The sequence below is a fragment of the Streptomyces cavernae genome, from assembly GCF_004023625.1.
Classification (GTDB): domain Bacteria; phylum Actinomycetota; class Actinomycetes; order Streptomycetales; family Streptomycetaceae; genus Streptomyces; species Streptomyces cavernae.
Map to the genome: position 1 here is coordinate 288264 of NZ_RPDJ01000011.1, position 19791 is coordinate 308054.

At 70.3% G+C, this 19791-nt stretch carries 33 protein-coding genes; 24 read left to right on the plus strand and 9 right to left on the minus strand.

Annotation, left to right across the window (positions count from 1 at the left end):
- The first annotated feature begins 57 nt into the window (after positions 1-57).
- From EF387_RS23150 to EF387_RS23175, 6 genes are all read left to right on the plus strand, one after another.
- Complete coding sequence (locus EF387_RS23150; protein ID WP_128378505.1) at positions 58-492, plus strand: hypothetical protein; 435 nt, start codon at positions 58-60, stop codon at positions 490-492.
- Positions 493-633: 141 nt separating this feature from the next.
- Positions 634-903 carry a hypothetical protein gene (locus EF387_RS23155; protein ID WP_128378506.1) on the plus strand — a complete coding sequence of 90 codons (270 nt, stop codon included), beginning with the start codon at positions 634-636 and terminating at the stop codon, positions 901-903.
- Between the two features lie 23 nt (positions 904-926).
- Positions 927-1562: a hypothetical protein gene (locus tag EF387_RS23160; RefSeq protein ID WP_128378507.1), complete on the plus strand. Its 636-nt coding sequence runs from the start codon at positions 927-929 to the stop codon at positions 1560-1562.
- Positions 1543-1959: a hypothetical protein gene (locus tag EF387_RS47525; protein WP_202918348.1), complete on the plus strand. Its 417-nt coding sequence runs from the start codon at positions 1543-1545 to the stop codon at positions 1957-1959. The genes EF387_RS23160 and EF387_RS47525 overlap by 20 nt, the downstream gene beginning before the upstream one ends.
- Positions 1956-2483 (plus strand): hypothetical protein, encoded by a 528-nt coding sequence (locus EF387_RS23170; RefSeq protein ID WP_128378508.1) that lies wholly within the window; start codon positions 1956-1958, stop codon positions 2481-2483. Before EF387_RS47525 ends, EF387_RS23170 begins: the two co-directional genes overlap by 4 nt.
- Positions 2484-2939: 456 nt before the next feature.
- Positions 2940-4397 carry an ankyrin repeat domain-containing protein gene (locus EF387_RS23175; protein WP_128378509.1) on the plus strand — a complete coding sequence of 486 codons (1458 nt, stop codon included), beginning with the start codon at positions 2940-2942 and terminating at the stop codon, positions 4395-4397.
- Positions 4398-4602: 205 nt separating this feature from the next.
- Here EF387_RS23175 and EF387_RS23180 read toward each other — a convergent pair whose 3' ends face one another.
- Positions 4603-5181 (minus strand): DUF6431 domain-containing protein, encoded by a 579-nt coding sequence (locus EF387_RS23180; RefSeq protein ID WP_128378510.1) that lies wholly within the window; start codon positions 5179-5181, stop codon positions 4603-4605.
- Positions 5182-5525: 344 nt separating this feature from the next.
- Between EF387_RS23180 and EF387_RS48480 the strand changes: the two genes are divergently transcribed.
- From EF387_RS48480 to EF387_RS23205, 6 genes are all read left to right on the plus strand, one after another.
- Positions 5526-5993: a deazapurine DNA modification protein DpdA family protein gene (locus tag EF387_RS48480; RefSeq protein WP_238431640.1), complete on the plus strand. Its 468-nt coding sequence runs from the start codon at positions 5526-5528 to the stop codon at positions 5991-5993.
- Entirely contained in the window at positions 5975-6505 is a 531-nt protein-coding gene (locus EF387_RS48485; protein ID WP_238431641.1) for a deazapurine DNA modification protein DpdA family protein, read from the plus strand. Before EF387_RS48480 ends, EF387_RS48485 begins: the two co-directional genes overlap by 19 nt.
- 21 nt (positions 6506-6526) lie before the next feature.
- Positions 6527-6736: a hypothetical protein gene (locus EF387_RS23190; RefSeq protein ID WP_128378511.1), complete on the plus strand. Its 210-nt coding sequence runs from the start codon at positions 6527-6529 to the stop codon at positions 6734-6736.
- A gap of 104 nt (positions 6737-6840) precedes the next feature.
- Positions 6841-7548 carry a hypothetical protein gene (locus EF387_RS23195; RefSeq protein ID WP_128378512.1) on the plus strand — a complete coding sequence of 236 codons (708 nt, stop codon included), beginning with the start codon at positions 6841-6843 and terminating at the stop codon, positions 7546-7548.
- Positions 7545-7760: a hypothetical protein gene (locus tag EF387_RS23200; protein WP_128378513.1), complete on the plus strand. Its 216-nt coding sequence runs from the start codon at positions 7545-7547 to the stop codon at positions 7758-7760. Before EF387_RS23195 ends, EF387_RS23200 begins: the two co-directional genes overlap by 4 nt.
- A gap of 13 nt (positions 7761-7773) precedes the next feature.
- Positions 7774-8160 carry a hypothetical protein gene (locus EF387_RS23205; RefSeq protein WP_128378514.1) on the plus strand — a complete coding sequence of 129 codons (387 nt, stop codon included), beginning with the start codon at positions 7774-7776 and terminating at the stop codon, positions 8158-8160.
- Between the two features lie 463 nt (positions 8161-8623).
- On the opposite strand, the gene EF387_RS23210 is transcribed toward EF387_RS23205, so the two are convergent.
- From EF387_RS23210 to EF387_RS23245, 8 genes are all read right to left on the minus strand, one after another.
- A complete protein-coding gene (locus EF387_RS23210; protein ID WP_128378515.1) occupies positions 8624-8815 on the minus strand; it encodes a hypothetical protein in 192 nt (63 codons plus the stop codon).
- 145 nt (positions 8816-8960) lie between these two features.
- Positions 8961-9230: a hypothetical protein gene (locus EF387_RS23215; RefSeq protein ID WP_128378516.1), complete on the minus strand. Its 270-nt coding sequence runs from the start codon at positions 9228-9230 to the stop codon at positions 8961-8963.
- Positions 9231-9303: 73 nt separating this feature from the next.
- Positions 9304-9573: a hypothetical protein gene (locus EF387_RS23220; RefSeq protein WP_128378517.1), complete on the minus strand. Its 270-nt coding sequence runs from the start codon at positions 9571-9573 to the stop codon at positions 9304-9306.
- A 147-nt stretch (positions 9574-9720) separates the two neighbouring features.
- Entirely contained in the window at positions 9721-10038 is a 318-nt protein-coding gene (locus EF387_RS23225) for a hypothetical protein (RefSeq protein ID WP_128378518.1), read from the minus strand.
- A 63-nt stretch (positions 10039-10101) separates the two neighbouring features.
- Positions 10102-10449 (minus strand): hypothetical protein, encoded by a 348-nt coding sequence (locus EF387_RS23230; RefSeq protein WP_128378519.1) that lies wholly within the window; start codon positions 10447-10449, stop codon positions 10102-10104.
- Positions 10450-10527: 78 nt separating this feature from the next.
- Positions 10528-10824: a hypothetical protein gene (locus EF387_RS23235; protein WP_128378520.1), complete on the minus strand. Its 297-nt coding sequence runs from the start codon at positions 10822-10824 to the stop codon at positions 10528-10530.
- Positions 10825-10928: 104 nt separating this feature from the next.
- Positions 10929-11219 carry a hypothetical protein gene (locus EF387_RS23240; RefSeq protein ID WP_128378521.1) on the minus strand — a complete coding sequence of 97 codons (291 nt, stop codon included), beginning with the start codon at positions 11217-11219 and terminating at the stop codon, positions 10929-10931.
- Positions 11220-11312: 93 nt separating this feature from the next.
- A complete protein-coding gene (locus EF387_RS23245) occupies positions 11313-11714 on the minus strand; it encodes a hypothetical protein (protein WP_128378522.1) in 402 nt (133 codons plus the stop codon).
- 182 nt (positions 11715-11896) lie between these two features.
- Between EF387_RS23245 and EF387_RS23250 the strand changes: the two genes are divergently transcribed.
- The 12 genes from EF387_RS23250 to EF387_RS23305 all read left to right on the plus strand — a co-directional run bounded on the left by EF387_RS23250 (position 11897) and on the right by EF387_RS23305 (position 19669).
- A complete protein-coding gene (locus EF387_RS23250; RefSeq protein ID WP_128378523.1) occupies positions 11897-12133 on the plus strand; it encodes a hypothetical protein in 237 nt (78 codons plus the stop codon).
- 31 nt (positions 12134-12164) lie between these two features.
- Positions 12165-12443: a hypothetical protein gene (locus tag EF387_RS23255; protein ID WP_128378524.1), complete on the plus strand. Its 279-nt coding sequence runs from the start codon at positions 12165-12167 to the stop codon at positions 12441-12443.
- Positions 12444-13056: 613 nt separating this feature from the next.
- Complete coding sequence (locus EF387_RS23260) at positions 13057-14319, plus strand: DUF3560 domain-containing protein (RefSeq protein WP_238431642.1); 1263 nt, start codon at positions 13057-13059, stop codon at positions 14317-14319.
- Positions 14320-14496: 177 nt separating this feature from the next.
- Positions 14497-14862 carry a hypothetical protein gene (locus tag EF387_RS23265; RefSeq protein WP_128378525.1) on the plus strand — a complete coding sequence of 122 codons (366 nt, stop codon included), beginning with the start codon at positions 14497-14499 and terminating at the stop codon, positions 14860-14862.
- 92 nt (positions 14863-14954) lie between these two features.
- Positions 14955-15314, plus strand: coding sequence for a zinc finger domain-containing protein (locus EF387_RS23270; protein ID WP_128378526.1), 360 nt, complete (start codon positions 14955-14957; stop codon positions 15312-15314).
- Positions 15315-15476: 162 nt separating this feature from the next.
- On the plus strand, positions 15477-15677 hold the full coding sequence (locus tag EF387_RS23275) for a hypothetical protein (RefSeq protein ID WP_128378527.1): 201 nt from the start codon (positions 15477-15479) through the stop codon (positions 15675-15677).
- Between the two features lie 147 nt (positions 15678-15824).
- Positions 15825-16334, plus strand: coding sequence for a hypothetical protein (locus tag EF387_RS23280; protein WP_128378528.1), 510 nt, complete (start codon positions 15825-15827; stop codon positions 16332-16334).
- A gap of 79 nt (positions 16335-16413) precedes the next feature.
- On the plus strand, positions 16414-17130 hold the full coding sequence (locus tag EF387_RS23285) for a hypothetical protein (protein WP_128378529.1): 717 nt from the start codon (positions 16414-16416) through the stop codon (positions 17128-17130).
- A gap of 128 nt (positions 17131-17258) precedes the next feature.
- The gene (locus EF387_RS23290; RefSeq protein WP_128378530.1) at positions 17259-17822 is read left to right on the plus strand and encodes a hypothetical protein; all 564 of its coding nucleotides are present in this window, start codon (positions 17259-17261) and stop codon (positions 17820-17822) included.
- Positions 17764-18279, plus strand: coding sequence for a hypothetical protein (locus tag EF387_RS23295; RefSeq protein ID WP_128378531.1), 516 nt, complete (start codon positions 17764-17766; stop codon positions 18277-18279). Before EF387_RS23290 ends, EF387_RS23295 begins: the two co-directional genes overlap by 59 nt.
- 17 nt (positions 18280-18296) lie before the next feature.
- Positions 18297-18854: a hypothetical protein gene (locus EF387_RS23300; protein ID WP_128378532.1), complete on the plus strand. Its 558-nt coding sequence runs from the start codon at positions 18297-18299 to the stop codon at positions 18852-18854.
- A 176-nt stretch (positions 18855-19030) separates the two neighbouring features.
- On the plus strand, positions 19031-19669 hold the full coding sequence (locus tag EF387_RS23305; protein WP_128378533.1) for a hypothetical protein: 639 nt from the start codon (positions 19031-19033) through the stop codon (positions 19667-19669).
- Positions 19670-19791 lie beyond the last annotated feature (122 nt).

The following is a 19791-nucleotide window of genomic DNA, read 5'->3' on the forward strand; positions in this document are numbered from 1 at the left end:
TCCCGGCCCGCTCGACCTGGCCGGGGCCCCGCCCCACCTCCAGAAGGGAGGACCTCCGTGACTGACACCACCGCATCCGCGGCCGCCCAGCTTATCCGGGAGGCCGCCAAGACCCGGCGCGGCATGCACGGCAAGCACGCCGCCGAACTCCTCGACCAGCACGGCCACAGCGAAGAAGCCGAGGTGATCCGCCGCGCCGTAGTCGAACGGAGCGGCCACCTCTCCGCAAAGCAGGCCGCCGACCTCCTCGACGGCGACAACACCCCCAAGCCCGCCAAGGTCCGGCACACCTTCCGCGCAACCGCCCGGCACGCCGACGGCACGGACTGCACCCACAAGATCAGCCCTCGCGGCAAGGCCGTCGAACCCGGCTGCACCGGCCGCCACGACTACCGCGCCTCCTGCACCTGCGGCACATGGCAGGACACCGGCCCCACGAGAGCAGCCCTTGAGTTCTCCCACACCTCCCACCGCAGCACCCGCGAAGCCTGACCCATCCCCTTCGGGGGTCCGGCCCGCTCGACCCGCGGCCGGCCCCCCGTTTGGCGCCGACGACAGCACGGCGCCACCTGACCCCTTCCCGCACGCTCAGGGGCGGCCCCACCGCCCCTGAGCCCGGTCCCCGGAGCAGCCGTGAGCGCCGACGAAATGACCCCGTACGAGCGGCTGATGGCCGAAGCCCTTCCGACCGGCAAGTTCGGCGGCGACCGCCCGGCCCCTGCCGAGTGGACCCCGATCCAGCAGGCCCAGCACGTTGCCGACCTCCTTGCCGAACTCGACCGCTTCGAGTGGCAAGACGAGTACGCCGAAGCCAAACGCGAACGCGACCGCGAACGCTACGCGCTCCGCCGCGCGCACCTCCACATCGTCCCTACCGAGCCGGTCGACGAAACGGCCGCCTGACCGCATCGGGAGCAATCCCCACCATGGACAACACCGAACGCCGAGCACTGACCATGAGCGCTATCTCGCTCGTCCTCTCCGGCGACGTCGACCAGGCCGCTGTAACCCTCGACCGCATCATCGCCACCAGCTGCCCGGCGCAGATGTACACCGTGTGCTGCGCGTTCGCCACAGTCGGAGCGCACGCCCTGCGCACGAAGTTCGCCGACCGCGGCCCGAACAACTTCCTGTACATCAAGCCGCCCGGCCCCGGCACCGCCGACAGCCCGGCTCGCATGTTCGCCCGCCGCTTCATCACCACCTTCGCCAATCGCGACCACGCCATGACCAAAGCCCTGTTCGCGGTCGCCCACGAGGCGCCGGGAGACCAGTTCCAAAGGTCCGTGGCCGCACTCCTCAACGAGGCCGCCCACATGCACATGGACGTCTGCGAAGACCACCACAAAGCCGTCATGGGCCTGCCCGAGCCGCAGCCCGGCCCCGGCTGGCCCGCCCGCGCCTGGACAACTCCCAGCCCGATCAACGACTCCCGCGTCCACGACCAGCGCGCCATCGCCTCCGGCAAACGCCGCTCCCGCCCGCATACCTACCGGGCGGCCCAGGCCGCCACCAGCCCCCGCAGAGAGGACCCCTCGCCTCATGACCAGCCCGACCAGTGACGAGACCCCCGAGACCCGCCTGGCGATGATCGACGGGCGGGACGCGCTCGCCTTCGTCATCATCCGCCCCAGCTCCACCAACCCCGACACCGTCACCGTCGAAGCGAGCTCCCGCGGCATGCCCAAGGCCGCCGCCGCGTACGCCCTCCGCAACGTCGCCGCCCGATTCGACGCCGAGGCGATAGCCGAAGGAGACGAGCCGATCCCGTACCCGAACGCCACCGAGCCGCCGTCCGCCGCCACAGCGACAGCATCCGAAGCGTCAGCCGACCCCGCTCGAGGCGTCCGTTCCACCGGTGTGCCGCGCCCCCGAGGCCTCGACGCCCTGCTCAACCACGTGGCCGCCCACCTCCCCGACAACGAGGAGCCGCACGCGCAGGAGGCGAACCAGCCGTGACCGCGCCCAGAACGGCACGCCAGGCGCACTACCGCAGCGCCGACTGGATCACCATCCACCCCGTGGGCACGTGTGACTGCCGCCGCTGCCGTCCCCGCAGCAGCCCCGGCAGCCGGGCCGCAACCTCTCCCCAGCCCACGCTCGCGCCGGAGACCGCGCCCGGCCAGGCGCCGATCGAACTGCCCACCGAACCGCGCCAGATCCGCATCCACTCGCCGGGCATGCGCCCCTTCGACTGCACGCTCCACCCCGACGGGACGCTCACGGCCGTCATGCACGGCAAGCCGTACCGGAACCTGTGCACCTTCGCCGACATGCTCGAAAGGAACTGGGCGAACTCCCACATCGACTGGAACCCCGAGCCGCTGCCGGACGAGGAGCCCGAGCACGCCCCGCCGGTGTTGCCCGGCGCTGAAAATGCCGACGAAGCAGGCGTTCACGGTGCCGATGAAGATTCCGGCGAATCGGGCGGGATCGTCGGCGAGGTGTCGCTTTCATCGGCACGGTGTCGGGGTGCCGGGTAAGAACCGTGTCACCGGCCGCAGACGAGCGGTCAGGGCTTCGTGGCCGTGCTCTTCTTGGGCTGGTGGGGCACGGTCTGGTCTTGTCGAGGTGCCGGTGCAACGTGGAGCGGGGCACACCGAACATGTCGGCGATCTGCTGGACGGGGTGGCCCACCGGAGCACTTCTGGATCTCGTCGGAGAGGTCGTTGTCATCACCGATAACAGGCCTGTGACTTGCGGTGATGCGCGAAGTGGCGCAGCTGTCACCTCCGCCCACGCACGGCTGGCCTCGTCATGCGAGACGTCGGACCGGCCGAGGATTCGGCGCCTGGCGGCGTATGCTGACCGGTGCGCGCTCAGGGCGCGACCGGTCCGCGGAAAGGGCGAAGCCCACCTGATGCTCGTAGCTCTGCGCAGCCATCCTCTTTTCCGGCCTGATCAAGCGGACACCAGGCAGATACGGAAGGGAGGCCCTCGTGCCCGTTCACCGACTGCCCGACCAGCCCAGCCTGGAGCGTCTGCGCAAGCAGGCCAAGGTTCTGCTGCACCATGTGCGGGCGGGGATGCCGAACGCGCTCGCGCTGGTCACGGAATTCCATCCGCAGCCGCCCACAGCGCTGAAGCTGTCCGACGCGCAGCTGGTCACCGCGCGCATGTACGGCTTCGCCAGCTGGCCCCGGCTGAAGCAGTACGTCGACATCGTGGAGCGCTTCTCCCGCTCGCCTCACCAAGTCCCGCCCGGTGAAGACCTTTCCCGGGAGTTCCTGCGGCTCGCCTGCCTCACCTACGGCGACGACTATCCGGGCCGCACCGGCGAGGCCGACCAGTTGCTGGCGCGCCATCCCGAGGTGGCCACCGCCGACGTGTTCACGATGGCGGCCACCGGCTCGGCCGAGCCGCTGGCCGCGGCGCTGGCGGCCGGCCCCGGCCTCGCCCGGTCCCAGGGCGGGCCCTTCGGCTGGGAGCCGCTGCTCTATCTGACCTACGCGCGCCTGGCGGCCCCTGGTGACAGCGTGGCGTCCGCCCGGCTGCTGCTGCGCCACGGCGCCGATCCGAACGCCGGCTTTCTGTGGGACGGGATCCCCTCGCCGTTCACCGCGCTCACCGGTGCGTTCGGGGGCGGCGAAGGCCACCAGCCGCGTCACCCCCGGGGCATGGAGCTGGCCCGACTGCTGCTCGGGGCCGGCGCCGATCCCAACGACGGCCAGACCCTGTACAACCTGGGCCTCGGCGGCGCGTTCGCCGACGACGAGGCCGGCACCGCCCACCTCGAACTGCTGCTGGAGTACGGCCTGGGACAGGGCGACGGCGGGCCCTGGCGGACCCGGCTGGGCCCGGCCCTGCAGTCCCCGCGCCGGCTGCTGCGCGAAGAGCTGGCCACCGCCGCTCTGCGCGGCGGCCCGCGCCGTGCCCGGCTGCTCCTGGCACACGGCGCCGAGCCGGACGAGTGTGGCGAGCATCCGGTCTACGGCGGCCGCACCCCGTACGAGCTGGCGCTGCTGCACGGGCACACCGAGGTCGCCGAGATCCTTGCCGCGGCAGGCGCGACGGCAACTCTGGACGGGATGGACGCGTTCGCCGCGGCCTGCATGAGCGCCGATCACGAGGCGGTGGCCGCCTTGGGCCCCGAGGCCCTCGCACGGGCGTTGGCCGGACACCCCGAGCTGATCAACCGTGCGGCCGAGCACCGCAACCCCGCGGCGGTCCGGTTGCTCGCCGGGCTCGGTTTCGACGTCAACCACCGCGGCCGGGCCACCCCACTGCACGAGGCGGCCTGGAACGACGATGTGGAGACGGCCCGTGTGCTGATCGAACTCGGCGCCGACCTCACGATCGAGGACACCGAACATCACGCCACGCCACTCGGCTGGGCCGAGTACGGCGGCAAGCGCCAGGTGGAGTCGTATCTCAGACCGCTGACTCCTCGGACCTGACACACGATCCCGTACCCCCTGCCCCTTCACCCGAATGGAGTACACGGCAGCCGGAGGACCGCCGTTTGCGGCTGGTGACACGGTTCTTGCCGGCACTCCGTGTCGCACCGATGCGTAGGACGGCTCCCGATGCGGCGGCGGTGCTCTGTCCGGCCGCGCCAGCGTCGGTGTGCGGGCAGGCGGCAGCCAGGAACGGCACCGGCGGTCAGCCGGTCGGGGAGGGCGCGAGCAGGCGGCCACGGGTCAGCAGCGCGATCCGCGGCCAGATCTCGCGCGGCCCGTGGCCGAAGCGACGGCGAGCGGCCACGGCAGCGGCCACCAGCGCCTCGATGGCGTGCGCGAGCGGGTCCCCGCGGTCCGCGGTGGGCAGCGCGTCGGGATCGAGGACGACGACGGCCTGGACGCCGATCCACCGCAGCTCCTCGGCGGTGCGTCGGGCCCGGCGCAGCCAGCCGCGCACGGTGCCCTCCGGGGCGCCGAGTTCGGCGGCGATCTGCCGGTGTCCATGCCCGCGAGCCGCGCCGGCCAGGGCCTGGCCCAGGAAGGCCACTGTGTACGCGCGTCGGGGCAGCAGGCCGGCGTCCAGCACCACGTGCGTGCGTCGGCAGGCGGTGCACCGGGCCCGGTCCGGCCGCGCCGTGACCAGCCCGCCACCGAGGTCGCGGACGGTCCGGGGCCGGGCCCGGCCCCACGGCTTGAGCGCGGCACCGCAGTCCGGGCAGCGCAGTATCCGGCGGGCCAGCGCCCGGCGGGCCGCCACCGCGTCCGCAACCTCGATCATCATTCATCCCGTCAGGCTCCGGCCACGCGGCCGAGCAAGGAAAGGGGCAGGTCGTGTTGCACCCTGGCCCTCAACACCTGCGGGGCGCAAGAGCACCAAGCCGCCCCAGGGCCACCGGCACCGCGCCGACGAGCTGCCCCGGTTCTCCCCAACTACACCACTGGCTCCCGGCTCACGGCCTTCTTCATCGGCAAGGTGCCGCCGCCTACGAACCGATCAGGGCACCGGACCCGTCGGCACACTCAACGCCCGATCTGCGCCCGCGATATCGGCATATTGAGTGCCGCCCAACACCCGCCGGCCGCGGCCGCAGAGCAGACAGACCTGTTCACACCCGGGAGCGACCGGTGACCACCCAGCTCCTCACACCCACCGACACGTACGCGGAGACGTGCACCTGCGGCCCCTGGAACCGCTACGCCTGCGGCCACTGCTACCACGACCAGTGTCTCGACTGCGGCTGGTGCACCATGGGCGACTGCCTGTGCCGCTGCGAGCACGGTCTCGGCTTCGCCCCGTCCGACAGCCCCGAGAACGGGCCGCAGTTCTGGCTCGGTGGACACCACGCCCGCTGGCTGTCCACCTGGAACGTGCCGATGTGCGTCTCGCGGAACACCCTCGCCAACGTCCGCACTCTGCCGCGGGCCGCCGAGATCTGGATGTGCGACTCCGCCGCCTTCTCCGAGATCGACGAACACGGCGAATGGACGTTCACCCCCTACCAGTGGGTGCGCGAGCTGCGCCGCTACCGCGACGAGATCGGCCGCCTCGCCTGGGCCGGACCGCAGGACTGGAGATGTGCGAGCCCGACATGATCGCCAAAACCGGCCTGACCGTCGCGAAGCACATCGACCTGACCGTCGGCAACTTCATCGACCTCATGTCGATCGACGACCAACTGCCGATCTACCCCAGCGTCCAGGGATGGACGGTCGCCGACTACGAACACTGCGTCGACCTGTACGAACGGCGCGGCGTCGACCTGACCGCGTACCCGTGGGTCGGTGTCGGCTCCATCTGCCGCCGCAAGACCATCCGCGAGCCCTTCGCGATTCTGTCGACACTCGCCGCGATGGGGCTGCGCCTACACGGCTACGGCCTCAAGGGCGACGCGCTCGCCGCTTGCGCCGAGTGGCTCGCCTCCGCCGACTCCATGGCCTGGTCCGCCGACGCCCGCTGGGCCGCCTTGAGGACCGGCCCGCTGCCCGAGTGCGTCGGCACGCACAAGGCCTGCTCGAACTGCATCCGCTGGGCAATGCGCTGGCGCGAGAAGACTCTCGCCGCGCTGCGCGCCCCCCGCCAGATGAGCCTCACCCTCGCCACCTGACCACCCGACAGGAGACTCCTCATGCCGTACGTCGTCCCTGCCCTCACCCGCGCCGAAGTCGACACCGTCAGCCGCACCAACCCGAAACCCGACGACTGCGAGCAGTGCCGCCCCGGCTTCCCCGTCCCGCACTGGCCCAGCCCCGTTGCCTGCCGCTCCACCTTCCACCGCGACGACAACGGAATCGAACGCCTGTCCGGTATCCACTGCACCTGCGACTACTGCTTCTGACCCCAACCCCCGTCCCTTCCCCGGCCCCCGCACCGCGCGGGGGCCGTTCCCTTTTCCCCCTGCCACACAATCCGGCCGGCCGTCGGCCGATTGGAGGTTTCGCCATGCCTGAACTCGTCCGCTGGGCGATCCCCGCCATCCTGCTGTCCTCCGTACTCGGCGCGCTCGTCGCCGTGCTGTGGGAACGCTGGCACCCCACCTCGTACCCGTACACCCCCGAGCACCGGGCCAACCTCAGAGCGTCCCGCACCCGCTACTGGCGCGAGGAACTCGCCGAATGGCGCCGCGTCGCCGCCGAGCGGAAAGCGGAGGTAGCTCGGGCCGCCGCCCTCGACGCCGCCGCCATCGAAGCGACCGCGCGATACGAACAAACCCTCCCGCACACCATGCACGAGACGGCCAGGCAACCCCCGCACCGAACCAGCGTCACCCCGAACCCGCCCAGCCCGTACGCCGACGCAGACCACCGCTACCGCCACCTGTTTCCCGTCCTGTGGCCCGAACTCCTCGGCGACCCCGAAGCCGGCCTACTCCTCACCGGCTGCGGGCGGCTCGCCGTCGTCCCCGACGAACCGCTCGACGACGTACGTAACCACGACCTGCTCCCTGACGGACTGTGCCCGATCTGCGTGGCCGTCATGAACGGCAGCGCACCGCCGCTCTACCCCATCGGCGCGTGCCGCCAGTGCGAAGCCCGTACAGCACACAACGGGCTGTGCGCCGAGTGCCGCATCGAGCAACACGAGGCCTGGCAGGCGGCCCGCGGACAGGCCACGGACACCGCGACCGCCATCGACGGGACGGCCACATGAGCGAGCAGGCCGAACTGTTCCCCATCCCGCCTACCGGCTCCAACACCCCAGCCCGGCCGCTCACTTCAGGCGGCCGGGCGGTTCGCGTCAAACGGGCCTGCAACGGCTGCGGCCACACCATCGGCGACGCCACCGACGCCGAGATCGAAGCCTGTATCGCTGGCACGCCGCTGCCCGACAACCGCGACCAGTGCCCCCACTGCGCCAGCTAGCAGAAAGACCCCCGTGCCCGCCCGACGAGCCCGCCCCACCGACACCAGCCCAACCACCCCAGTCCTCAGCAGCGTTGAGCTCGCCGTCCTCGAAGGCCGGGTCAACGGCCTCACCTACATGGCACTCGCCGCCCGCCTGAACTACGCCTACAGCAGCACCAAAGACGTCGGCGAACGCGTCCTGCGCAAACTCAATCCCGCGACATGGCCCACGCCGTCTACCTCGCCTGCCACGCCGGCCTCCTCGACGGCCGCCGCCAGCGCCACGGCGACCACGCAGGCTTCGCCGCCCACGTACGCCGCGGCGAAGACCCCTGGGACTGCCCGGCATGCGCCGCAGGAGAACGCGCCTACCGGCAAGCACAGAAGGCCACAGCGCGTAACCAAACCCCACCCGTGAAACGGACAACTTAGACACCTTCACGGGCTGGGCGCTCACACACCGTCCCATCAGCCAGCGGAGGACCACGTGACCCGTAACCCCCCGCCCGACCTCACCCCCCGCCCATGAACCCCGGAGTCATCGGTGCCGCCGCCGCCCTCATCGCCCTCATCTCTCTCTGGGCCGCGATCCACCTCAGCCTCCGCGAACGACCCAATCCCGGACGACGCCGCGCACGCCCCTCACGCGGCCGCCACCGCCGCCCTCGACTCCTCACCCAACGCCGCACCCGCCGCTCCTGAACAGCCCACCAGGACCCAGGTCATGACGGTCGGGGCGCCACCAGTAGGTCATGGTGGTTCGCGTGCGGGAGCTGTCCTGCGGGCGTGCGACGTCCCCAGTCGGGTCGAGCGGCCGGGGGCGTCGCGGCGCAGCAGAAAGCCCGGCGTCCCTCGTGGGGAGCCGGGCCGCCGGTTCGCTGTCAGGAGGCTGTCTGCTCGCGCTGTGCCCGCCGTGCTGCGCGCTCTGCGTTCACGCGCTCCTGGCGCTGCGCCCAGGTCTCCGGCGCGGCCTCTATCTTCCGGCCGATCTTCGCGCGCTGCGCCGAGCGCACGGTTGCCGAGGTGACCCGCTGCTGCTGGTTCGCGGTGTCGGAGGTGAGGGGGTTCAGCATGTCGGGCTCCTCGTGTCGGTGGGGCCGGTGTGTCCGTGCCCCGTTCACAAGACTTATAGTACTGGAGTCCCGACGTGAAAACAAGTCCTGTCAGGAACACGCTGCGCCCCGGCCTGGTCGAGTGGCCGGGGCGGGCGGTGGCGGGTCAGGACTTGCGGCGGTTGATGGCGGAGAGGGTGACGCCGTGGGCGGCGAGCGCGCGGCAGATGTTGCCCCGGACCCAGCCGCCCCAGCCGTCGGACTTGTACTCGGCCATGAACCGCTTGTGCAGCGGATGCTGGCGGTTGGGGGAGAAGGTCGCGGCCAGCTCGTAGGCCAGGGTCACGGTGTCCCGCGGGCCGTCGAACAGCTCTCGAGAAGCCTCGTCGTCCTCGCGGTCCCAGTAGCTGTGTAGGAGCGGGGTGTTGTCCGCCATCGGGTCTTCCTTGGTTGGTTTGGAGTTCGGGGACGCGTGCCCGGCCGAGCCGAGCGGCCGGGCGCAGTGGAGGTCAGTAGCCGAGGGCGTCCGCTGCGGCGTCCATAAGGTCGAGCGTCGTCCGTAGGGGGGCCGTGATGTCCAGGGGCTCGGTGCTGCCGCTGGCGGACCGGCCGGCGATCCGGGCCGTGGGCAGCTCGCCGCTGGTGGACGGCGAGATCACGACCGTCCAGGTGTAGGAGCGGTAGTCAACCTCGGCGGTCAGTTCGACGCCAGTGCGCGTCCAGTTGCCCAGGCCGGCGACGGCGGAGAAGACGAGCTCGGGGGCGATGGTGGCGTTCATGGTGGTCCTCCTCGGATCGTGGGGGCCGGTCTTCCGTGCCCGTTCGACAAGACCTATAGTACACCCGTCCCGACGTGAAAATAAGTGGAGGGGAAAGCAAACGCCCCGGCCAAGTCGAGTAGCCGGGGCGCAGCCTCAGGAGGGAGGTCAGTCGGTGGCGTCCAGCGCCGCCACAGCGGCCACCAGAGCCTTGCGGCCAGCCTCGTTCACCGTGAAGGCCAGGCCGTCACCGGCCACGACCAGGCCGCGCTTGGCCAGGGCCGCGCGGGTCCGTCCGTCGGTCGTCTCGCCGAGCTCCAGGGCGGCAGCCATGGCCGGGCTGACGATCCGCTCGGCCGGGTCCTTGGCGTTCGTCCGCTTCTTGTAGATCTCCAGGCGGCGCGCCCACTCAGCCTTCGCGGCCTCGCGGATCGTCTCGGCGTCGTCCGCGAGCTGGAGAGTACACCCGTCCCGACGTGAAAGCAAGTGGAGACATGAAACAAACCGCGCCCCCAGCCAGGTCGAACAGCTGGGGGCGCGGAGCCGGGGTCAATCGGTGGAGCCCACCCCGGGGCAGCGATTCAGGTCGTCGCTCTGATAGGTGCCCATCGCGTGGGCCGGGTGGGGCCAGAGCGCGCCGCACTTCCCGTACGCCTCGCGGTCCAGGAACGGCCCGTCGCCCCAGCAGTAGCGGGAACGGCCGTATCGGGTCCAGTGATGGCCGGGGTGGTCCCACTGTCCGCAGTGGGACCTCGGGGTCCGCTCGTCGCGGACGTCGTCCACCAGGTCGCGCGCCGCGGCGAGTGCGGCAGCGAAGGCGTCCAGCTTCTCAGGGCTTATGGCGGCGACCGCCTCACGGCTGAGGTAGTCGAAGTCGGTCGTGGAGGGCTTCTCCATAGGTTCTCCCGTCGGGGCTCGTAGCGGGCTGCGCCCCGGCCAGGTCGAGTAGCCGGAGCGCAGCGATGGTGTGCGAGGTCAGTCCGCGAACGTGACTTCGGGCCAGTAGACGGTGATGCCGTCGCGGCCCGCCGTGTCGGTCCTGACGTGCTCGGCGAGGTCGAGGACCTGGTCGTCACGGCCCCCTTGGGCGAACTGGAGGGCCAGCGCGGTGACGAAGGTCGCGAACTTGCCGGACGGGATGTCGACAGCCGCGCAGGCGGAGCCGTACATGCCGCGGCCGGAGTAGGCGTACCGGAGGCTGTAGTCCTCCTCGTCGATGCCGGCCGCATCCAGAGCGGTGGTGACGTCCTGACGGTCGAGAGTGATGATCACGCGGTGGTCCTTTCGGGTTGGGTGGGGCCGGTTGTTCCGGCCCCGCTGCAAGACCTATAGTACTTCCGTCCCGACTCATTTACAAGTCGGGACGATAGCAAAATTCACGTCCGTGCGCGCCCGCACGTGTGGATCTTGCCGTCGCTGTCGATCGCTGCTGCCGTCATGTAGACCTCGCGCAGATTCGGATACGCGCCGGCGTTCGCCTTCACGCATTCCTGCTTCACGATCGCCTCCGCGCTCTTGCGCATGTCCGCCTCCGTCACGTAAGCAACGTCACGCGTGGAGTTGTCGTGAAAACCCAGGTAAATGACGTATCCAACCGGTTCGCTCCAGTTGGCCCCCTTGTGCTCGCATGCCTGCTCGCACGCCTGCGGAATCTCGACAACGCTCACGATTGCCTCCCTTCGTCGGCCGCCCCGTGCGGCCGAACAACACCTGCAATACATCCGCCCCGACCTAGATGCAAGTCGGGACGAGTGAACAAATTAGGAGGTGCGGTGCCAATTGCGGTACACCCAGTGGATCACCGCGTACGTCGCCTTTACCTCGCCCCGCTGGATCCGCGCGAGTGCCTCGTCCCGCATCTTGCGGGCCTGCGCGTACGACTGCGCGCCCCCCACGTACGCGATGTCCGTGAAGCGCACGCCGGCGTCCGAGAGGTGGCTGTAGGCCACCACGTAGCCGATGACGTCGTGCAGGCCGTGCTGGCAGTGCGCGCAGTACTCGCTCGGGCGTAGCGGCGGGATCTCGTACGACCGGACGCTGCCGGGCGCGGACCCGGGGGCGGTGTCCTCGGGCCGGGTCATCGCCCAGTTCGCGCGGAAGGTGACCGACGCGGAGTCGGGCTGGTCCGCGCCCAGGTTGATCATGTCCGGCTGCTCGTTCATGTGCCGTCCCTCCCGGGGTGATCGCGGGCCGGTCGTTCCGGTCCGCCTGCAATTACCAACAGTACACATGTCCCGACGTGAAATCAAGAGGGATTAGACTTGTATTCACGTCGGGACACCTGTACGTTCGGATCATCGAGCCGGCCCCACCGGCCCCAACGACTGACAGTGGAGGCGCCGCGGTGGATCGCATCGAGAAGTTCGACGAGCTGGACGAGGGCACCGTCGAGTACCGAATGGTCGAACACCTGCGCAAGATCATGCAGGAGCTCGGCAGTGAGCCGTCCGACCGCGAGTACCACGAGATCCAGGAGCTGTGGGAGCAGGACTTCATCCGGCTCGACCAGAACGGCCACCCCCACCTGACCGACAAGGCGGTGATGGCCCAAGAGGTCATGCAGGCCATCGCCGGCCTCTGACAACAGACCCCACCAGCGAAAGGACCACCGCGTGACGCTCGGACTCTCCCGCAAACACCTCACCGAAGCGTGCGAGCGGGCCGACATCTGGGGCTACCAGCTCCTCGACGCCCACCCCGGCCGCGAAGGCGCAGGCCCCGGCCTGACCCTCCCAGCCGGTCGCCTTGACTCCTTCCTCGAGGCCCTGGTGCTGACCCTCATCGAGGGCGGCCACGGCGCCGACGCCGGCGAGGTCTCCCGCCGGGTCTGCGTCGAGCCCAAGCGGAGCGCCCTCGTGGCCTACTGGCCGGGCGCTGGCCTGGCCGACTGACCCGCCCACCCTGCCTCCGGCCACTCGACCTGGGCCGAGGCAGTGACCCAACTTGTTTTCACGCTTGGTCGCATGTATTATTTGTTCTGGCGGGGCACCCGGCCCCGCCAGAAGGGAGCCCCCTGACGGCCCTGCTCGACCACAACGGCGACCTCTGCACGCACCCCGAGGCCAAGCGCACGAACTGGGGCAACGGCAGCCACGGCTGTGGCGAGTGCGGCGCCACCCCGAACGAGCTGGAGTACCAGGACTGGAGCCGCGCCGCCCGCGCCGTCCAGGAGAGCGCGGCGCCTGAGACCCGCTGGAAGGCAGGCGACTACATCACCTGGCCCGGCACCGAGGACTGCTACCGCCTGACCTCCGTCGGCCGGTTCTCGATCAGCTACGAGGCCCGCGACGGCTACGTCGAGACCGTGTTCGACAACGTCGGCATGTCCCTCGCCGACGCGACCAAGGACTGGACCCCGGCCACGCCCGAACAGATCGCCCGCCACGAGCGCCTCTACCGGCCGGCCCCGCAGAACTGGAACTGACCCACCCCTCAACAACCCGTCCCTGCCACTCGACCTGGCCAGGGACGGGCCCCCGCCCACCTCCACGAAAGGCCACGCACGTGACCGACACCGACATGACCACCACTGCCGAAGGCCCCGAGTGCCGCCATCACGGCCCGATGGTGCTGCGCTTCGAGACTGACCTGCCCACCTCCCTGACCTGGTACTGCCCCAACGAGGTGTGCCACAACGAGGTGCTGCACCCCGAGAAGGACGCCCCGCGCAAGGGCGTCATCACGATCACCCACACCCGTGCCGACGGCACCCTGCTCGAAGGCTCCCGCAAGGGCGACGGCGTATGGGAGTTGGTGCGCCCGCACCGGTTCACCTGGGGCCGCTCCCTGCCCGGCGTTCTGTTCATCCGCCAGTCCCGCGACAAGCAGGCCGACCGCTGGAGCATCCGCCATGCGGCGGCGGCCCTGCGCAAGGAAGGGTGGACCGTCGAGATAGACATCGACGAGGACACCCGCCGCACGTTCGCTGAGGCCGAGCAGGAGCGCTACGACCGCGCCGCCGAGCGCGCCGACCGGTTCGACGACTACGCCAGCAACGCCGCGGCCCGCTCGAACGCTGCGTACGCCGGGGTCAAAGCCATCTCCGACGGCATCCCCATGGGCCAGCCGATCCTCGTGGGCCACCACAGCGAGCGCCGGGCCCGCCGGGACGTCGAGCGCATGGACGCTGGAATGCGCAGGAGCGTCGACGAGGGCAAGAAGGCCGAGCACTACGCCGGCCGCGCCCAGGCGGCCGAGCACTACGAGGCGTTCCGCAAGAACCCGCCCCGCACGCTGCGCCGCATCGCCAAGCTCGAGGCCGAACTGCGCGGCGTCGAGCGGTGGCTGGCGGGCAAGTCGAACGAGGGCTACACCCGCTCGCTCACCCCTGACACCGTGGCCGAGCTGAACCGCCGCAAGGCGGAGCTGACCGAGCAGATCGACCACTGGCGAGGGATCGTCGCCCAGGCCGAGGCGGACGGCTTCAAGGTGTGGTCCAGGGACGACTTCAAGAAGGGGGACTTCGTCTACTACCGGGGCACCTGGTATGAGGTGCTGCGGGTCAATCCGAAGTCCGTGACGATCCCTCACATCCACAACGGCGTTGGGCGGACCGTGGTGCGCAAGGGAGACGGCCACCTGGACTGGACGTGGAAGGCCCCGTACGACGAGGTCAGCGGCCGTAGGACAGCCGAGGAGCAGGCGGCCGCGGAAGCTCCCGCCGAGCCGATCGCCGAGGCCGCTGTGGATGCGGAGAAGCCCGCGGCGGAGCCGGCCTCCGAGGAGCCCGTGACGGGCGAAGACCGCTTCCTCCCTCTGGATCGCTGATCCGTTCCTGAGCTGCTGTGCCCCTGGCCGAGTCGAGCGGCCGGGGGCACAGCCGTGTCCGGGGGCGGCTGTGGCCCGACCAGCCCGAATGGGGCGACCGAACTTGCTTTCACGTTGGGACATATGTAATCTGTGTCTTGTCCACGGGGCACCGCCCCTAACAGGAAGGGAACCACCATGAGTCACGGCCGCAGCCTGGTCAACGTCCTCCAGCAGACCAACACCAAGACCGCCACGGTCAAGGTCGGCGACGGAGTGACGTTCCTCCGCTGGTCCGACCGCTCGCCCGGCACCGTCGCCGAAGTCCAGACCTTCAAATCCGGCCCGAAGGCGGGCACGCCGCGCCGGATCGGCGTCCGCGCCGACAACTACAAGATCGTCTCGGGCAGTCAGCAGGGCGGCTCCGCCCGCTACGAGATCACCCAGGACCCCGAGGCGCGCGTCTTCTGGTACCGGCTGACCAAGAAGGGCTGGAAGCGCGAAGGCGGCTCCACCTTCCTGCACGTAGGGACGCGGGAGGTCTGGTGCGACCCGACGTTCTGACCGGCGGCCGGCCGGGCCCTGGCGCTCGACCTGCCAGGGCCCGGCGCCCCGCCCGACCATCCGACACTCGACCTGCCCTGGAGGAGTCCCTCATGGCCGCCATCATCGCTGCCCTGCTGTTCTACTGCCCCACCTGCCAGAGCGAGCCGACCCAGCCGTGCTTCGAGTCGGGCAACCCGGTCCCCGTCCACCTGGAGCGCACCCGCAAGGCGGCCCGCGAAATTCGCGCCCGCCGCCAGGCCGGCGCCGACCTCTTCGCCCCCGAACCTGCCGCCGCACCGGAGCCCGAGCCCGAGTGCTGGGAGGACCGCTATAGCCCGAAGGAGCAGGAGGGGTGGGGCCGCCTGGAGATGGAGGCGGAGAACGCCTGGCTCCGGGCGGCGGAGACCAACGACCAATACGCCTGGGAGGAGGAGCAGGACCGCCTGCGGGCCGCCTTCTGGGGCTGCTGATCCCTGCAGGGCCTGGCACTCGACCTGCCGGGCACTGTTGCTCGGGTCGGGGGCGTCCACATCGCCCTCGATCGGGATTGATAGAACCACCCGACTTGTTTTCACGTTGGGTCTGGTGTACTCTAAGTCTTGTCAACGGGACACCAACCCAGGAGGACGACCGTGAGCATCCCCGTCGCGGGCACCGGCCGCAGCCGCTACCACAGCAAGAAGAACCGCGCGGGCAAGCCCAACGGAGTCATGAGCTCCAGCCGCCTCCTCCCGCACCGCTACGCGGACGAGGGCGACAAGGGGCCGCAGTTCCGCCGCACCATCCGCCGCCTGGAGAACATCCAGTGGCGCCGGGAGCGCGGCCTCATCTGATCCCCGGGGCCCGGCCGCTCGACCCTGCCGGGCCCCGGCTCGCGAGTCCCACCGGCTCGCCGCCTTCAAGCGCTGACGGGCCCTCACCCGCCGTCCCCGACCACTCGACCTGACCGGGGGCGGCACCCACCCGACAAGGAGAAGCCAATGACCATGATCGCCACCTCCGGCACCGGCCAGACCGAGGCCGACCGGCTGCGCGCCGAAGCCCGCCAGCACGACGCCGACGCCGCCGAGTCCTTCGACCGCTGCGACATCGACGGCTTCCTCTCTCAGTGGGCGTCCGGCCGGATGGCCGGACTGAAGCTCCTCGCCGCGGACATCGCTGAGGCGGGCGGCAAGTGGAACTTCCGGGGCCTGTTCGACCTGGACGGCAACCTCGTCCCCGCGGTCCGCGTCGAGGGCCGCTGGGGCTGGTCCTGGAAGCTCCTCGACGAGCACGGCCGCTGCGCCGGCTGGTTCAACGAGTCCAAGGCCAAGACCGAGGAACGGCGCGTCGCCGCCCACGCGAAGAAGGGCTACTACGTCGGCATCGTCCGCGTCCCCGCCAGGGCCGAACTGAAGGGCACCAGCTACTTCAACGTGATGGCCGTCGCGGTCCGCGAGGGCGACGGCTTCAGCCCGGATGCCGAGATCGTCGACAACGGCCAGGACTGACACACCTCTGAAGGCTGCGCCCGGCCACTCGACCGGGCCGGGCGCAGCCCCCACCACCTACCGAGCCCTGGAGGCCCGCATGTTCCACGAGATCGTGACCCACGCCGACGGCAGCACCGGCCATGGCACGGCCACTGAGGCATACGCCTTATCCCTGCTGCGCAAAGCGGTCCGCCGCGACTGCCGCATGGAGGCCACCCGCACGGGCGGGATCGTCATCACCCGCGACCTGTGGAGGGGCCGAGTGGTACCGGATCACCACATCGTGGCCCTGGAGCCCGCGAAGCCGGTCAACAGGCTCACCCCGGCTGTACGGCGTGACCTGGAGGCCGTTCTCGCTGCGCCCGACGCCTACGTGGTGAACCAGGCCGAACAGCCGTTTCGCGCCCGTGTGGGCCGCCTGTGGGCCAGGTTCGTGTCGCTGGCTCCGGGCACCGTGGCGCGGCTGGTTGAGGGCGGCCTGCTGGTCCTCGGCGAGCCCTACGCAGCGACGTCGAACGGCTTCCTGTCCGAGCAGCGCCGTCCCGTGAGGGTGTCGCTGGCGGCCCGACTAGCGATGGGTGCCCAGGCGCACCGGACACGGACGACGGAGCCAAACGGCTACGTGCACGCGGCGGACATCGGTCTGCCTCCGGGCTCGGGCCGGAACGTCGGTCAGAAGGTGCTGGTGTACGACGCGTCGAGCGCGGTCGGCTGCTCGTGCCGCTCCTGGTCGAAGATGGCCGAGCATCGGGACGTGGCCCGCCTGTACGTGCGGGAGCACCGGGAGCAGATGACCCGGGAGCTGGTGGTGTAGCTCGCGTGAGCCTCCGGGGCGGGTCGGCCCTATTGGGTATGCGACCCTACTTGTATTCACGCTGGGACACTTGTACTCTGTTTTTGCGGGGCCCGACCGGCGGTCCCTGGGACGAGTAGGAGGACTGCATGTCTGTGGAGAAGTGGGGCGACCTCGAAGCGGTGCAGCATGAAAACCGGATGATCAAGCACCTGCTGTCCGCCGAGGCAATCGGCAGCAGCGAGCGGGACTGGTTCCGGCTCGGGACAGCCTGGGAGAAGGACTTCGTCCGGATCGACAGTGACGGCCGCGCCCACCTCACGGAGAAGGGGCTGGCGAAACTTTCCGACGCCCTTTCGGGGGACAGCGGGGAACCTGCCGAGCTGACCCGGTATCGGGTCGTGGCGCAGCGGACCAACGACGCTCACCCCGGCGCCGCCTCCCTGACGCACTACACCTACGCGCGGTCGTGTGAGGAGGCCGTGGCGAAGGTGCGCCAGGCGCACGAGAAGCCGGGCGGCGTGTACGGAGACCAGGGCCTTATCGCGTCGTGGAGGTCAGCGTGGACGGCCTGTAGGCCCACATCCCCAGCCGTGCCCCGGCCACTCGACCGGGCCGGGGCACGGCCCCAACATCGAGAGGACGCGCACCACCATGGACTTCAAGGAGACGACCGTCACCGTCTTCGGAGTAACCCGCATCATCCGCACTGAGCGGACAGGCCGCGTTCGCACCATCCGACAGCTGGAGACCTCGCACACCAAGGCCGTGCGCGCCGCCCTCACCGAGCTGCACGAGGCAGGCAAGGCCGATGCGCTCGCGGCCGCCGAGAAGACGGCTCGGAAGGCCGAAGCCGCCGCCCGTAACCACGGCAGTGGCCCGCTCCTGATCAAAGCTCAGACGGCACGGCAGCGCGTGAAGGACATCCAGGCGCGGAAGTTCACCGCGCCCGCGTTCCCAGACCTCAAGGCCCGCGGCCGTCCCGAGCCTGTGAAGTTCGACCTGTCGCCCGACGCCCCGATCTTCGCGGACATCCACGAGTACTTCGATCCCGACGCCGAGCAGGCCGCCGAGGAGGCGTCTGCGGCCGCCGAGGAAGCCCCGTCGCCCATGAGCGCACGGGAGTTTCTCGACTGGCTGCTCTCCCCGTCCCCGTCCCTGCCGGATTGACCCTACGAAAGGACACCATGCCCACCTTCACCTTCCCCAGCGGCGCGACCGTCGACGTACCCGAAGGCCTGCCCCTGTGCGAACGGCCCGATGAGGTCACATACGACTGCGGCCGCTTCATCCCGGTCGGTCTCGCCCGGAGCGGCAAGCCCGTCTTCTCCGGTTTCTCCTGCGCCGCCTACTGCGCGCTCGGCAGCATCTACGACATGCGCCAGCAGGTCGAAGAGGACCGCAAGCGGGCCAGCGTGCTTCAGGTGCGCGGCCGGAAGTGGAGGGCCAGGAATCTGCTGCTCATCGCCGACGACCGCGCAGCACGGAGCAAGCGGATCATCGCCAGCCTCGTCGCCGACCCCGCGCCGTGCACCTGCGTCATCCCGCCCGTCAGGGCCGCGGACCTGGCCGCCGAACTCGGCATGTCGGCCGACGAGGTGCGCGCCCTGGTCCTGCGCACGGAAGGCCGTCCTTCCATGGACGAGAGCGTGACGTTCCGGCGCGCGGCCGACGGGGAGCTGGTACTCGCGCACCCGGAGGTCATCGCCCTGCGGATGCACTACACCCGCCAGCCTGCCAGCTGAACTGGCCCACACATAAGGCCGTCCGCCGCTTCTCGACCAAGCGGCGGACGACCTGAACCAAACGATAGCAACCCACCGCGGCGGTGCGGGGGTCCTTACCCGCTTTCTTTCCGGCCGTGCTCTGGCCCGCTCGCCCCGGCCAGGGCACGGCCCCTACCTGAAGGGAACCCTCACTCATGACTACCGAGCACGAGCCGGACATGGGCGCCCTCGCCCACGAGGTTGCTCGCCTCTTAGGCCCGGCCTGGGACGTGTGCCCGGACGCCGACTGGTCCCATGCCTGGGCACTGCATCACCAGGACGGTCGGCGGGTCCGCCTGTACGGGCCCGAGTACGGCAACCCTGGCCGGCTGCACGTGGAGGGACTGCTGCCGGACGCGCCCGAAGACGAACGGCCCGACACGATCGGCCTGGACCGTGGCCACATCTCCGTTTCGGCCACGTCCCCGGCCCGGCGCGTGGCCTCCGAGGTCACCCGGCGCGTGCTGCCCAAGCTGACCGAGGCGTGCGACGAATACGCGCGCCGCCTGGCCGAGCTGCGGAGGGCCGAGCAGTCCCGCGTAGCGGCGGCCCGCAGCCTGGGGGCGGTACCGGGCCTGTCGAAGCCGGTACGGAACTACCACGACCGGAGGGTGACGGCGTATCACCTGGCCTGGGACGGGCCGAAGAGCGGGGAATCGTCGTACCTGGTGCCGTCCGCGCGGGTGGACGTGGACGCCGACAAGAAGACCACTGAGGCGTACGCGCGTATGGAGCTGCGTGGGCTGTCGCCCGAGCAGGCCGAACGCGTGCTGCGTGCCCTCGTCGAGAGCTGACCTTGGCTCAATGTCCCGACTTGTTTTTGCGTCGGGACATCTGTAAGGGTTTGCTGTTGTCGGGCCGGTCCGGCCCGACAAGAGGCTGCGGGGAGCAGCCCAAGTCACCGAAGGAGTAACAG